Source organism: Sinorhizobium saheli (genome assembly GCF_001651875.1).
GTDB lineage: Bacteria > Pseudomonadota > Alphaproteobacteria > Rhizobiales > Rhizobiaceae > Sinorhizobium > Sinorhizobium saheli.
This window is the reverse complement of record NZ_LNQB01000073.1, coordinates 490,563-503,874: the sequence shown is the minus strand read 5'-3', so window position 1 is coordinate 503,874 and position 13,312 is coordinate 490,563. Positions and strand designations below refer to the sequence as shown.

At 64.3% G+C, this 13,312-nt stretch carries 9 protein-coding genes and 1 tRNA gene; 7 read left to right on the top strand and 3 right to left on the bottom strand.

The window, feature by feature from the left end; translation table 11 throughout:
* Positions 1–37 precede the first annotated feature (37 nt).
* Positions 38–3,400 carry a PAS domain S-box protein gene (locus tag ATB98_RS15800; RefSeq protein ID WP_066875282.1) on the bottom strand — a complete coding sequence of 1,121 codons (3,363 nt, stop codon included), beginning with the start codon at positions 3,398–3,400 and terminating at the stop codon, positions 38–40.
* 231 nt (positions 3,401–3,631) lie between these two features.
* On the opposite strand from ATB98_RS15800, the gene ATB98_RS15795 reads away from it, so the two are divergent.
* Both ATB98_RS15795 and ATB98_RS15790 read left to right on the top strand, forming a co-directional pair.
* Positions 3,632–4,078 carry a phasin gene (locus ATB98_RS15795; RefSeq protein WP_066875280.1) on the top strand — a complete coding sequence of 149 codons (447 nt, stop codon included), beginning with the start codon at positions 3,632–3,634 and terminating at the stop codon, positions 4,076–4,078.
* Between the two features lie 161 nt (positions 4,079–4,239).
* Positions 4,240–4,316 (top strand) — tRNA-His (locus tag ATB98_RS15790).
* A 115-nt stretch (positions 4,317–4,431) separates the two neighbouring features.
* On the opposite strand, the gene ATB98_RS15785 is transcribed toward ATB98_RS15790, so the two are convergent.
* Complete coding sequence (locus tag ATB98_RS15785; RefSeq protein ID WP_066875278.1) at positions 4,432–5,313, bottom strand: LysR family transcriptional regulator; 882 nt, start codon at positions 5,311–5,313, stop codon at positions 4,432–4,434.
* Between the two features lie 112 nt (positions 5,314–5,425).
* On the opposite strand from ATB98_RS15785, the gene ATB98_RS15780 reads away from it, so the two are divergent.
* The 3 genes from ATB98_RS15780 to ATB98_RS15770 all read left to right on the top strand — a co-directional run bounded on the left by ATB98_RS15780 (position 5,426) and on the right by ATB98_RS15770 (position 9,383).
* Complete coding sequence (locus tag ATB98_RS15780) at positions 5,426–6,922, top strand: CoA-acylating methylmalonate-semialdehyde dehydrogenase (protein WP_066875276.1); 1,497 nt, start codon at positions 5,426–5,428, stop codon at positions 6,920–6,922.
* 288 nt (positions 6,923–7,210) lie between these two features.
* Positions 7,211–8,332: a YjgN family protein gene (locus tag ATB98_RS15775; RefSeq protein WP_066875274.1), complete on the top strand. Its 1,122-nt coding sequence runs from the start codon at positions 7,211–7,213 to the stop codon at positions 8,330–8,332.
* Positions 8,322–9,383, top strand: a complete 1,062-nt coding sequence (locus ATB98_RS15770) for a M48 family metallopeptidase (protein ID WP_066875272.1) — start codon at positions 8,322–8,324, stop codon at positions 9,381–9,383. Before ATB98_RS15775 ends, ATB98_RS15770 begins: the two co-directional genes overlap by 11 nt.
* Before the next feature lie 96 nt (positions 9,384–9,479).
* Here the strand turns inward: ATB98_RS15770 and ATB98_RS15765 are convergent, their stop codons facing one another.
* Positions 9,480–10,523, bottom strand: a complete 1,044-nt coding sequence (locus ATB98_RS15765) for a Fe(3+) ABC transporter substrate-binding protein (protein ID WP_066875270.1) — start codon at positions 10,521–10,523, stop codon at positions 9,480–9,482.
* Between the two features lie 191 nt (positions 10,524–10,714).
* On the opposite strand from ATB98_RS15765, the gene rirA reads away from it, so the two are divergent.
* Positions 10,715–11,179 (top strand): iron-responsive transcriptional regulator RirA, encoded by a 465-nt coding sequence (gene rirA / locus ATB98_RS15760; RefSeq protein ID WP_066875268.1) that lies wholly within the window; start codon positions 10,715–10,717, stop codon positions 11,177–11,179.
* A 500-nt stretch (positions 11,180–11,679) separates the two neighbouring features.
* Positions 11,680–13,275, top strand: coding sequence for an ABC transporter substrate-binding protein (locus ATB98_RS15755; protein WP_066875266.1), 1,596 nt, complete (start codon positions 11,680–11,682; stop codon positions 13,273–13,275).
* Positions 13,276–13,312: the final 37 nt, after the last annotated feature.

Below are 13,312 nucleotides of genomic sequence, written 5' to 3'. Positions count from 1 at the left end.
GCTCCCGTAACTCAACATTTCCTTACAGCATTCGTCCTCAATTCGCCAAGACGCGTTGTGAGGGGAAGGATATTTCCACCAGCGTCCCTTCGTTCGGTGCGGAGCTGATGGCGAAGAGCGCGCGATTGGCCTCCGTCATCGCCTTCGTCAGCGGCAGGCCGAGACCGGTTCCGTCGCCGCGCTTGCGGCCGCCGGTGGTGACCTGCCGGAAAGGCTTCATCGCCTGGTCGAGCTCGTTGCGGGTCATGCCGATGCCCGTGTCGCGGATCCTGAGGATGACGCTGCCATTGGCCTCGTAGGACGTCGACACGACGATCTGACCGCCCGACGGCGTGAAACGGATGGCATTTGCCAGGATGTTCAATGCGATCTGCTTGACCGAACGGCCATCCGCCACGACCTCGGGCACGGAGCCCGAAAGCGAGGTGCGGATGATGACGCGCTGGCTGTTGGCCTGCGGCTGCACCAGCGAGACGGCCTCGGAAACGGCCTCGTTCAGGTCGACGGCGCTGAAATCGAGGTCCATCTCGCCGGCTTCGATCTTCGAGATGTCGAGCAGGTCGTTGACGATGTCGAGGACGTGCCGCCCCGAGCGGCCGATGTCGCCGGCATATTCGATGTAGCGCGGGTGTCCGATCGGCCCGAAATGTTCGCTCGCCATCATGTCGGAGAAGCCGATGATGGCGTTGAGCGGCGTGCGGATCTCGTGGCTGACCCTCGCCAAGAACTCCGTCTTGTGGGCGTTGGCGGTTTCGGCCGCGCGCTTGGCGTTGCGCAGTTCCTCCTCGGTCCGCTTCCACTGGGTGATGTCGCGGATGACGGCGCAGTAGCCGTTGGAGGAGGAGAGCCGGCCGATCGTCATGAACAGCGGGATGAAACCGCCGCCGGCCTCGCGGCCGATCACCTCGCGCCCGTCGTTGAGGACGCTCGCGACGCCGTGGCCGGAAAGGCCCTGGAGATAATCGATGACCGCCTTCTGGCTCTCGTGGGCGAAGAGGGCGGCGAAGGGCTTGCCGCGCATCTCCTCCTCGTCATAGTCGAAGAGCGCGCTCGCCGAGCGGTTCATCGTGCGGATGTCGCCGTCCTGCCCGAGGATGACGACGCCGTCGGTCGCGGTTTCCAGGATCGAGCGGAGTTCGTCGATCTCCGTCCTGAGGCGGCTTGCCTCCCGGGCGGCGTCATCGCCTTCGCGCGACTGCACTTCGGCATCGCCGGTGGCCGCCGGGGTCAGCGCCAGCATGAGCGCGCTTCTTCCCTCCCAGCGGATCGAGTTCAGGCGCGCGCCGACCGCCAGCCGCTCGCCGTCCGCCCGGATCATCGTCATCGTTCCGTCCGGCTGTTCCCGGCCGCCGTCGCCGCCATGCGCGAAAAGCGCCTCGAGGCCGCCTTCGCGCGCGAAGGCTTCGAGATCCTCGTAGCCGGTCAGCTGCAGGAAGGCCGTGTTTGCGTGGAACAGCTCGTCGCCGTGATGGACGAGAAGGGCGACCGGCAGGCTGTCGAGGACCTCGCCGCTCATGCCGACGGCCGTGCGCTGGGCGTTGCCGGCATCACCAGCCGCTGCGGCGGGCTCGCCTGCCGTTTCCTCCTGCTCGCTCCCGGCCGCAGGCAGGTCGGCCCGCCCGCCATCCGGCGCGGCGGCGGACGTGTCCAGCGGCTCCTCCGCTTCGGCGGGCGACTCACTCTCGCCTTCGGCTTCCGTGGGCGGCACCGGCGCGAAATGCTCGCCGAGCTGCCTTGCGATTTCGCGGAAGGCCGCCTGTTCGCCGCGGGTCAGCGTTCCGGGCCCCGCCGGCCGGCGTTCGTCGAGATCAATGACCTTGTCGGTCAACGGCCGGGAGGGCGTGTCGACCAGGCGCAGCGCCGGCTGTTCGCCGCGGAAGGGGTCTGCCGCTACATCCGGCTCGATCGCGACGTCCTCCTCGGCCTCGCCGCGAGGCGCGTCGATGCTTTCGGCGGCGTCGGATGGTTCCCCTTCGATTGCCGCGGGCGTTTCGTCCGGGCGAGAAAGCGCGACGCGGCCGAGCGACAGGCCGGTCGCCCTTTCGTCCGCGACAGCGTCTGCGATCCGGACGATGCCGAAGCCGCGGAAACCGTCGAACTCGCGCGAGCGCGAATAGGTCGGCAGGGCGGCGAGATCGACCGGCACCTTGAGGCTGGTCCCCTCGATTGGCCACAGGATCGTCTTGCCGGACCAGGTGTCGCGGCGATGCAGGAGCTCGTCGATCTTGTGGTCGGGGTCGAGATCGTAGCGTGCCGCAAGGTCGGCGAAGGTCACGCCGATCACGTCCGCCGCCTTCGGGCCGACTGCGGAGGCGAACTCCTCGGAGATTTCGCTGAAGCGCCCTTCCGCGTCGATCTTCCAGACGAAGCGGACGGCGCGCGCGCCGGGTTTGAAAACGAAATCGGGCGCGGCCGACTGGTCGGCCTGCCGGGCATCGGTCGCCGGTCCGGCCGGCTCGGAGCGTGCCTCGCGGCCCTCCGGCTCCGTCGCCTCGGCCATCTCCTCTTGGCCGGCGCCGAGATCGAGCTCGCCTTGCGGCAGCGTCACCGCTTCTGCGGCCGTCTCTTCACCGCTCGCCGCATCGGCCGGCCCGGCCGCCGGGGCAGGTTCGGAAGCGTCCTCTGGTTCGGACGGCCGGACGTCCTCCACCGATGCGGCGGGCGACGACAGGTCGTCTCGCTCATCCGCCTCGGCCAGAGCCTCCGGGACGGGTTCCGCGGCTTCCGCCTCTTCGAGGAAAGCCTCCACCGCGAAGAGGAGGTGAAGTGCCGGATTGTCGGCAATCTTGCCGATCGCGGCCGGCAGCGGGCCTTTTTCGGTCGCGACCGGCCGCTTGATCAGCCGATCCCGGTCGCCCGCGACAGCCGAAACGAGCATGCGGCGGATATCCGCCGAGAGACCGAGAGCCTCGAATCCCGGCGATCCGGCAATGACGGCGCCGTCGCCGTCGAGCACGGCCATGTGTGTGTCGGGGCCGTCGAGGCCGGCGATCATCGCTTCCGCGCGCTCCTCGGTGGAAAGCGTCTTGCCGTTGCGCGGTGCGGTGAAGAGAACGGCCTCTTCCCCCGGCCGGATGCGGATCATTTCGACGGCCGCATTGAGCGGCAGCCGCCGGAAGCCGGAGGCGATGCGGATCAGGAGCTGCCGGCGATCGCCGACTTGACCAAGCTGCGCGGCCGCGGCCCTGAGCTGGCGAAGCGACAGGTCGTCCGGGGCCAATGCGCTGTCGATGAAATCATAGACCGAGGCAACGCCGAACAGCTTCGCGCCCTGATCATTGGCCCACAGCACCCGCGCGAGATCCTTGGAGAAAAGGACGGACGCATCCCCGCGGGCGAAATGCTCCCGCACCCGTGCATGCACGGCAATGTCGATGAAGGGATACTGTCTTACGGGCATGGGCTGGCCTATTGACGGATCGCTCGTGCGTTAACACTCTATTAATACCTGCCCCACCAGCGAGGGTCCAGCAACGGCGCCCCTTCGGTAGCCGCTTTCGCCGCGCAAGGTTAACGGATGCGACTTTTGTGCAATGCACAATTTTTGTTGCAATGCACAATGCATTCGGCTATAAGGCCGTCATCAACCGAACGGCGCCTCTGAAGAGGGCCACACCAAGGAGCGCATGCAATGGCTACCAAGAAGACCGAAGACGCCTTTTCCCTTTCCTTTGACCCGGCCAGGCTCGCCGACAGCTTCCGCGATTTCGCCGAGAAGGGCGCCGCCCAGTCGAAGGACGCCTACGCCAAGATGAAGACCGCCGCCGAAGAGGCGACGAAGACCGTCGAGGCGACGCTCGAGAGCGCCCAGACCGGCACCGTCGAACTCGGCCTCAAGGCCATCGATGCGCTGCGCACCAATGCCGAAAACTCGCTGTCGCACGCCGAAGCGCTGCTCGGCGTGAAGTCGCTCTCCGAGCTCGTCGAGCTGCAGACCGCCTTCATACGCAAGCAGGCCGAACTCGCCGTCGAGCAGGCGCGGACCATGCAGGAAGCCACCCGCAAGGTCGCCGAAAACGTCGTCAAGCCCGGCAAGGAAGCCGCCGAGAAGGTCGTTTCCACCTTCAGGAAGGCCTGATCGCCCCCGGCGCAGCCGATCGGAATCATCAGAAGACCGGGTGGCTTGCCATCCGGTCTTTTTGCTGGATAATTTGCAGTTAAGGCTTGCAAATCGGGCCAAGTGACCGTATGTGAGCCGCCAAGCAACGACCCAAGCGATTGGCGGGTTGCGCACCGAGTGCGGTTGTAGCTCAGTTGGTTAGAGCGCAGGTTTGTGGCACCTGAGGTCGGTGGTTCGAGACCACCCAACCGTACCATTTTTCCCGAATCCAGGTTCGTAGTAACAGTGTGCGCCGCTTTGGCTCTATGCCATCGGGCGAGAGGCACGATTCTCCGGATCGATCCTCGCCGGCGTGAAGTCCGCGATATCCCTCACACGAATATCTGATGCTCCGCCGTCACCAGTTCCTGCAGGAATGAGACGACCGTGCGCACGCGCACGAGTTCGCGCGCGCTTTCGTGATAGGTCGTCCAATAGGCGCGGCGGATCGTCGTTTCGGGCAGGAGGCGGACGAGTTCCGGGTATTGCCGGGCGATGTAGTTGTGCAGGATGCCTATGCCGGCGCTGGAGCGGACGGCCTCGGTCTGGCCGGTGGCGCTGGAGATCTCGAAGGAGGCGTCCCAGCTTCGCATGATCTCGGCGGAGAAATTGAGCGAGGGCGTGAAGATCAGGTCCTCGACATAGCCGATGCGGCGATGGTTCTTGAGGTCGTCGATCGTCGCGGGCGTGCCGTGACGGGCAAGATAATCTGCCGAAGCATAGAGCCCGAGTGTATAATCGGTCAGCTTGAACGAAACGAGCCGTCCCTGTTCCGGCCGTTCGATGGTGATCGCGATGTCGGCCTCGCGCTGCGACAGCGAGAAGGAGCGCGGCACCGGCACGAGCTGGAGCTTCAGCTCGGGATGGCGCGCGGTCAGCGCCCCGAGACGCGGCGCGAGAAAGGAGACGCCGAAGCCGTCGGGGGCGCCGATCCTGACCGTGCCGGCGATCGCCGTGTCGATCCGCCCGATCTGTGACTGCGCGGCGAGCATCTCGGTTTCCATGCGCTCGGCCGCGGCGAGGAAGACCTCGCCCTCGGCGGTCAGCTCGCAGCCGTTCGGGCGGCGAATGAGGAGCCGCGTCTTCAGCGTTTCCTCGAGCGCGGTGACCCGGCGGCTTAAGGTCGCGTGATTGATGCCGAGCCGCTTGGAAGCGGCAAGGATCTGGCCCGTGCGAGCGACCGCGAGGAACACCCTGACATCATCCCAATCCATGCCGGGCTCCTTTGGACTTCAAATTTTGCACAACGGTTCCTGAGTATCGGAAATTGATTTGAGGAAATCGTAGTGCGATGATCCGCCCGAGATCAAGACAGGAGGAACATCCATGTATGAAGTAGGACATTTCATCGACGGCAAGCGCGTCGCCGGCAAGAGCGGCCGCGTCAGCAACATCTTCAACCCGGCAACGGGTGAAGTTCAGGGCACCGTGGCGCTCGCAAGCGACGCGGAACTTGCCGCCGCCGTCGAAAGCGCCAAGGCCGCTCAGCCGAAGTGGGCCGCCACCAATCCGCAGCGCCGCGCCCGCGTCTTCATGAAGTTCGTGCAACTCCTGAACGAAAACATGGACGAACTGGCCGAGATGCTTTCCCGCGAGCATGGCAAGACAATCGACGACGCCAAGGGCGATGTCGTCCGCGGTCTCGAGGTCTGCGAATTCGTCATCGGCATTCCGCACCTGCAGAAGAGCGAGTTCACCGAAGGCGCCGGTCCGGGCATCGACATGTACTCGATCCGCCAGCCGGTCGGTATCGGCGCCGGCATCACGCCGTTCAACTTCCCGGCCATGATCCCGATGTGGATGTTCGCGCCGGCGATCGCCTGCGGCAACGCCTTCATCCTGAAGCCGTCCGAGCGCGATCCGTCCGTGCCGATCCGCCTTGCCGAACTGATGATCGAAGCCGGGCTTCCGGCCGGTATCCTCAACGTCGTCAACGGCGACAAGGGCGCGGTCGACGCGATCCTGACGCATCCGGATATCGGTGCCGTCTCCTTCGTCGGCTCGACCCCGATCGCCCGTTACGTCTATGGTACCGCGGCGATGAACGGCAAGCGCGCGCAATGCTTCGGTGGCGCCAAGAACCACATGATCATCATGCCCGACGCCGACCTCGACCAGGCCGCCAACGCGCTGATCGGCGCCGGCTACGGCTCCGCCGGCGAGCGCTGCATGGCGATCTCGGTCGCCGTCCCGGTCGGCGAGGAAACCGCGAACCGCCTCGTCGACAAGCTCACGCCGATGATCGAGAGCCTGCGCATCGGCCCCTATACGGACGAGAAGGCCGACATGGGCCCGGTCGTCACCAAGGAGGCCGAGCAGCGCATCCGGAGCCTGATCGAGAGCGGTATCGAGCAGGGTGCGAATCTCGTCGTCGACGGCCGCGACTTCAAGCTGCAAGGCTATGAGAACGGCCATTTCATCGGCGGCTGCCTGTTCGACCACGTCACCCCCGACATGGACATCTACAAGACGGAAATCTTCGGACCGGTCCTGTCGGTGGTCCGCGCCAGGAACTACGAGGAAGCGCTGTCGCTGCCGATGAAGCACGAATACGGCAACGGCGTCGCGATCTACACCCGTGACGGCGATGCGGCGCGCGACTTCGCCTCGCGCATCAACATCGGCATGGTCGGCGTCAACGTTCCGATCCCGGTTCCGCTCGCCTACCACTCCTTCGGCGGCTGGAAGTCCTCGTCCTTCGGCGATCTCAACCAGCACGGCCCGGACTCGATCAAGTTCTGGACCCGGACGAAGACCATCACGTCGCGTTGGCCTTCGGGCATCAAGGACGGTGCCGAGTTCTCCATCCCGACGATGAAGTAACGGACCGTACGGATCCTCCCCGCTGGGCCTCCTTCCGGAGGCCCTTTTTTGTTGCATTGGTGGCGGCGATACGGCGAGAGCGGGATGCACTCACATGCGTTCGCGCCACCGCTCTATCCGTTTGTTTTTGCCGCATTTATGCGACGTCAGGTGATTCCACCTGACTGCAAAATGCTCTAACGTCGGGGTAGACGGTGCAACGGTCGGCGATTCGCGCATTGGTCGAGTTCGGCGCGCTGAATGCTCCCGGGGGAGGCGGTCGGCGGTCTTTGATTGAGGGGGAAGATCATGGTTTTGGCTGAACCGTTGCCGGCGCAGGGTGTCGGGCAGGGCAGTTTCGGACGTGCGGCCGAGGGCGATTTCCAGCGTCTCTCCTTTACCGGCAGCGCCAGCGAGTATTTCGGTATCTGGCTCGTCAATATCCTGCTGACGATCCTGACGCTCGGCATTTATTCCGCCTGGGCCAAGGTCCGCCGCAACCGCTATTTCTACGGCAACACGGTGCTTCTCGGCCGCGGTTTCGAGTATCACGCGAAAGGCGGGCAGATCCTGATCGGGCGCCTGATCGTGTTCGCCTATCTGATCCTCTACAACCTTCTGCTGACCTTCGTGCCGCCCGCCGGCATCGCGCTCGCCGTGCTGTTTGTCTGCTTCCTGCCCTGGCTGATCGCCCGGGGTTTGCGCTTCAGCGCAAGGGTGACGAGCTACCGCAACGTCCGTTTCGACTTCGTCGGCCGCGCCGGCGGCGCCTTCCTCGCCTTCATCGTCGGGCCGGTGCTTGCCGCACTCACCCTCGGCATTCTGGCGCCGCTCGCCAGCCGCTGGACCTACCGCTATATCGGCAACAACCTGCGCTATGGCCAGAAGGCGTTCTCGACCGATCCATCCGTCGGAACGATCTACAGGACCTGGGGACTTTCGGCGGCGATCATCGTGCTCGGCGTCGTGATCGTTGCAGTGGTCGTCGCCCTCAACAGCGCGCTTATCGTCACGGCCTTCGAGAGCCCCGATCTCGCCGAAGCGGTCGGGATGCAGGTGTCGGTGGCCGTTCTGATCGTGCTCGGCTACGTCCTGGTCCTGACGATCTTCGGCGTCGCCGCGCTCGTCTATCGTGCGGGGGTCCGCAACGCCGCCTGGTCCGCCACCACCTTCGACGGCAGGCACAGGCTGCTCAGCGACCTGCCGCGCCTGGGCTACACCTGGATCGCCATCTCGAACGTCCTCGTCACCATTGTTACACTCGGGCTGATGCGGCCCTGGGCGGCCGTCCGGATGGCGCGTTACGTCAACGAGCATACGGCGGTACGTTTCGACGGCAATGTCGGCGAGCTCTTCTCGGCAATCGCCGCGGAAGGCTCGGCCGTGGGCTCCGAGTTCATGGATATTGAAGGTTTCGACTTTGGCTTCTGACGGCCCCGCCATTGCCTCGGGCGAGTGGCACCCTCCGGGATCGAGCCGCTCGCTGCCCGCAAGCCTTCTCGACATCGGCGGGCGGCTGGTCGTGCGCGGCGAAACCGACGCCGAGCTTGCGGGTGGCAGCCTTGCCTCAGTCGAGATCTCGTCGCGGGTCGGCCGCATAGCGCGCCGGATTACCTTTCCCGACGGCTCGCTGTTCGAGACCGTCGACAACGACGCGATCGACCGGTTCCTCGCCGGCAAGGGCAGGGCCCGCGAGGGGATCATCCACGGCTTGGAGCGGTTCCGCCCGCGGCTGGTCGCCTTCGTCGCCGCGGCGATCCTGCTCGGCGCGATGATCTATCGCTTCGCCCTGCCGGCCCTGGTCGAGGTCGCCGTCGCCGTCACGCCGCCGATCGTCCCGCGCATCATGTCGGCGAGCACGCTCGAGACGATGGACCAGACGGTGCTCGGTGAATCGAAGCTCGACGAGGCGCGGCGCGACCGGATCGTCGAGGCGTTCCATCGCATCGCGGCGCAGTCCAACGGCGGGGAGGCGGGCTATACGCTCAACTTCCGCGAAGGTGGTGCGGTCGGCGCCAACGCCTTCGCGCTTCCGGACGGAACGCTGATCCTCACCGATGAACTTGTCGAGCTTGCAGGCGAGGACACCGAGATGATCGTCGGCGTGCTGGCGCACGAAATCGGCCATGTCGAGCACCAGCACAGCCTCAGGCAGGTCTATCGCGCCGCCGGCGTCGCCGCGCTCATCATGCTCATCACCGGCGACATCGGCTCGGAAGCCGAGGACCTGCTGGTGCAGGGCGGCGGTCTCCTGTCGCTCTCCTATTCGCGATCGGCCGAGGCCGAAGCGGACAGGCATTCCGTCGAGCTGATGATGAAGGCGGGGCTCGACCCGGCCGCGATCGCCCGCTTCTTCGAGCTGCTGGAGACGAAGCTCGACGACCAGTCCGAAACCAGCATCTTCTCCACGCACCCCGGAACGCCGGAACGGCGCCAGGCGATCCTGGATTGGATTGCCGAACTTCGGACGCAGAACCGATAGGGCGGTGGCGGCGGGGCGCCGCTTGCGTTTCGGATCGCCGAAATAAAAACAGCGGGCTCTCGCCCGCTGTTTCGCACCCTTTGTCGGATCACCCGATCAATCCTGCGGACCGTCGTTGTAGCCGACCTTGTCGACGAGCTCGGAGGCCTTCTTGCGGTTTGCGGCGATCTCGGCAAGCGGCAGCGTGTCCGGCTTGATCGACCCGAAGGACTTGACGACCTCGGAAGGCTCGGCGCCGGCAAGGACCGGGTATTCGAAGACCTGCTCCGCATAGATCTTCTGTGCTTCGCCCTCGGACAGGAATTCCATGAGCTTCAGCGCGTTCTCCTTGTTCGGCGCATTCTTCGCGAGCGCCATGCCGGAGATGTTCACATGCGTGCCGCGATCCTTGGCGTTCGGGAACAGCACCTTGATCGCGGACGCCCATTCCTTCTGCTCGGGTTCCTTGTCGTTGGTCAGCATGAGGCCGACATAGTAGCTGTTGCCGAGCGCAAGATCGCATTCGCCGGCAAAGATGGCCTTTGCCTGGTCGCGGTCGCCGCCGTCGGGCTTCCTGGCGAGATTGTCCCTGAGCCCCGTCAGCCATTTTTCCGTCTCGGCTTCGCCGTGATGGGCGATCATCGAGGCGAACAGGCCGATATTGTAGGAGTGCTGTCCGTCGCGGGTGCAGATCTTGCCCTTCCACTTCGGATCGGCGAGTTCCTCATAGGTGATATCGTTCTGCGCAATGCGTTCCTTGGAGGCGTAGACGACGCGGCCGCGCGTCGTCAGGCCGAACCAGTTGCCGTCCGGATCGCGGAAATGGGCGGGGATGTCCTTGTTGATCGTCTCGTTGACGACCGGCTGCGTCACCCCGGCGTCCTTCGCCTCGGTGAGGCGGCTGATATCGACGGTCAGGATGACGTCGGCGGGAGAGTTGGCGCCTTCCGCCTGGATGCGCTCGACCAGGCCCTTGTCGAGGAAGAGGACGTTGGTCTTGATGCCGGTTTCCTTGGTAAAGGCGTCAAGCAGCGGCTCTATGAGGTCGGGCTGGCGATAGGAATAGATGTTGACCTCGCCGTCGGCCCGCACCGGTGCCGTCAAGCTGAGGAAGGCCGCCGCGACCGACAGGGTGCCGATCAGCGCTTTCGAGGCATGCATGGGTTCTCTCCGTTCTTGATTGATAACCTTACTAAGCCGGTCATCTTTTTGGCCCCGGAGAGGGCGACAGTCAATCGCCAAACCGATAAAGTTGATGCTGCCGGTACATTTTTGAGGTTTTTGGAATTGTTCCAAACTACGAACCGTCCTATATGAGGGGGAACGATTTTTTTCCAATTCCGGAGCCGAGTATGCGTCTGACGAAGCAAACAAACTACGCAGTTCGCATGTTGATGTACTGCGCTGCGAACGGCGAGAAGCTCAGCCGCATTCCTGAGATCGCCAAGGCCTATGGCGTTTCCGAGCTGTTCCTGTTCAAGATCCTGCAGCCGCTGACGAAGGCGGGGCTCGTCGAAACCGTGCGCGGCCGCAATGGCGGCGTCCGGCTGCCGCGTCCGGCATCCGAGATCAGCCTGTTCGACGTCGTGAAGGTGACCGAAGACAGTTTCGCGATGGCGGAATGCTTCGAGGCGGGCGAGATCGACTGTCCGCTGGTCGACAGCTGCGGCCTCAATGCCGCCCTGCGCAAGGCCCTCAACGCCTTTTTCGAGGTCCTGCAGGGCTATACGATCGACGATCTGGTCAAGGCCCGTCCGCAGATCAACTTTCTTCTGGGCCTCGACGAAGCGCCCCGTCCGCAGACCTCCGCCGCCTGAGTCTGCCGTTCCGGGGCAGCCGCCTCTTCGCGTCGACGGCGCGAAAGTCTGAATCGGAAGCGCCGTGTGATGCAGCGCACGCTCCCCTCGTCGTCATCGCCGCCAGTTGCCTGAGAGCAGGACGAGGAAAAGGGGTGCGGTTTTCCGCCCGCACCGCTCTAATCTATTAGAATCTATCGCCGGCGGGACTTTATCACACACTTTTTTGGGGTCGTCCGTGCGCTGACAGCCGTCCGGCTCGCCGGTCGTCGCTTGCGGCCGTGTCCGATCGACGGCGCAAAAAGCCGCAATCGCGGGCGGGGGCGCGGCGATTCGCGTGCCGGTGCGGAGCGGCCGGTTCGACGCCGTCCGGGGAAGAATTTTTCGCATAGACAAAATTCTGCAGCGACTTATTGCATTGCGACGCCAAATGTCGTTCCATCCATTCTTGACCGGATGGGAAAATTTGACCCCGCGTCATCACAACACGAGAACAAAAAACAAATCTGGGAAGCAAGCTCATGAAAAAGCTCACAACTCTGTTTGCAGCGACGGCGCTTGCCACGCTGATGGCCGGCGCCGCCTGGTCGAAGACGTTTGTCTATTGCTCGGAAGGGTCGCCCGAGGGCTTCGACCCCGGACTCTACACGGCCGGCACGACGTTCGACGCTGCGGCTCATACCGTTTACAACCGCCTCCTCGAATTCAAGAAGGGCACGACCGAGACCGAGCCGGGGCTCGCCGAAAGCTGGACGATCTCCGACGACGGCCTCGAATACACCTTCAAGCTCCGCCCGGGCGTCAAGTTCCAGACCACCGAATTCTTCACGCCGACCCGCGAGCTGAACGCCGACGACGTGATCTTCTCCCTGGAGCGTCAGTGGAAGGCCGATAATCCGTGGCACACCTACGTGACCGGCACGTCCTGGGAATATTTCGCCGGCATGGGTCTGCCTGACGTGCTCGAGTCGATCGAGAAGGTCGACGACATGACGGTCAAGATCAAGCTGAAGCGCAAGGAAGCGCCGTTCCTCGCCAACCTTGCCATGCCCTTCGCCTCGATCATGTCGAAGGAATATGCCGACAAGCTGCAGGCCGAAGGCAAGATGAACCAGTTGAACCAGATGCCGCTCGGCACCGGCCCCTTCGCCTTCGTCGGCTATCAGCAGGACGCCGTCATCCGCTACAAGGCCCATCCGGACTATTGGGGCGGAAAGCAGAAGATCGACGATCTCGTCTTCTCGATCACCACCGACGCCGCCGTCCGCTACCAGAAGCTGCAGGCGGGCGAATGCCACCTGATGCCCTATCCGAACGCGGCCGACGTCGAGTCGATGAAGGCGGATCCGAACCTGAAGGTCATGGAACAGGCCGGCCTCAACGTCGCCTATCTCGCCTACAACACGACCCTGCCTCCCTTCGACAAGGTCGAAGTCCGCAAGGCGCTGAACAAGGCGATCAACAAGCAGGCGATCGTCGACGCCGTCTTCCAGGGGCAGGCGCAGCCGGCAATCAACCCGATCCCGCCGACGATGTGGTCCTATAACGAGCAGGTCGAAGACGACACCTACGAGCCGGAAGTCGCCAAGAAGATGCTCGAGGATGCCGGCGTCAAGGACCTCTCCATGAAGGTCTGGGCGATGCCGGTCGCCCGGCCCTACATGCTGAATGCGCGTCGCGCCGCCGAAATGATCCAGGCGGACTTCGCGAAGATCGGCGTCAAGGTCGAGATCGTCTCCTATGAATGGGCGGAATATCTCGAGAAGTCCAAGGCCAAGGACCGCGACGGCGCGGTGATCCTCGGCTGGACGGGTGACAATGGCGACCCGGACAACTTCCTCGACACTCTGCTCGGCTGCGACGCTGTCGGCGGCAACAACCGCGCGCAGTGGTGCAACAAGGACTTCGACGACCTGGTGACCAAGGCCAAGGAGGCGACCGACGTCGCCGAGCGCACCAAGCTCTACCAGGAGGCTCAGGTGGTCTTCAAGAAGGAAGCGCCCTGGGCGACCATCGACCACTCGCTCTCGATCGTCCCGATGCGCAAGAACGTCGAAGGCTTCGTCCAGAGCCCGCTCGGCGACTTTGCTTTCGACGGCGTCGACATTGTAGAGTAATCTTATCGACTGACCCGAAGGGGGCGTTTGCCATGGG

Bases quoted from the DNA above. Each gene is read 5' to 3' on its own strand.
- ATB98_RS15755 (WP_066875266.1), top strand. From the start codon at position 11,680: ATGAAAAAGCTCACAACTCTGTTTGCAGCGACGGCGCTTGCCACGCTG.
- ATB98_RS15800 (WP_066875282.1), bottom strand. From the start codon at position 3,400: ATGCCCGTAAGACAGTATCCCTTCATCGACATTGCCGTGCATGCACGG.
- ATB98_RS15775 (WP_066875274.1), top strand. From the start codon at position 7,211: ATGGTTTTGGCTGAACCGTTGCCGGCGCAGGGTGTCGGGCAGGGCAGT.
- rirA (WP_066875268.1), top strand. From the start codon at position 10,715: ATGCGTCTGACGAAGCAAACAAACTACGCAGTTCGCATGTTGATGTAC.
- ATB98_RS15765 (WP_066875270.1), bottom strand. From the start codon at position 10,523: ATGCATGCCTCGAAAGCGCTGATCGGCACCCTGTCGGTCGCGGCGGCC.
- ATB98_RS15785 (WP_066875278.1), bottom strand. From the start codon at position 5,313: ATGGATTGGGATGATGTCAGGGTGTTCCTCGCGGTCGCTCGCACGGGC.
- ATB98_RS15780 (WP_066875276.1), top strand. From the start codon at position 5,426: ATGTATGAAGTAGGACATTTCATCGACGGCAAGCGCGTCGCCGGCAAG.
- ATB98_RS15795 (WP_066875280.1), top strand. From the start codon at position 3,632: ATGGCTACCAAGAAGACCGAAGACGCCTTTTCCCTTTCCTTTGACCCG.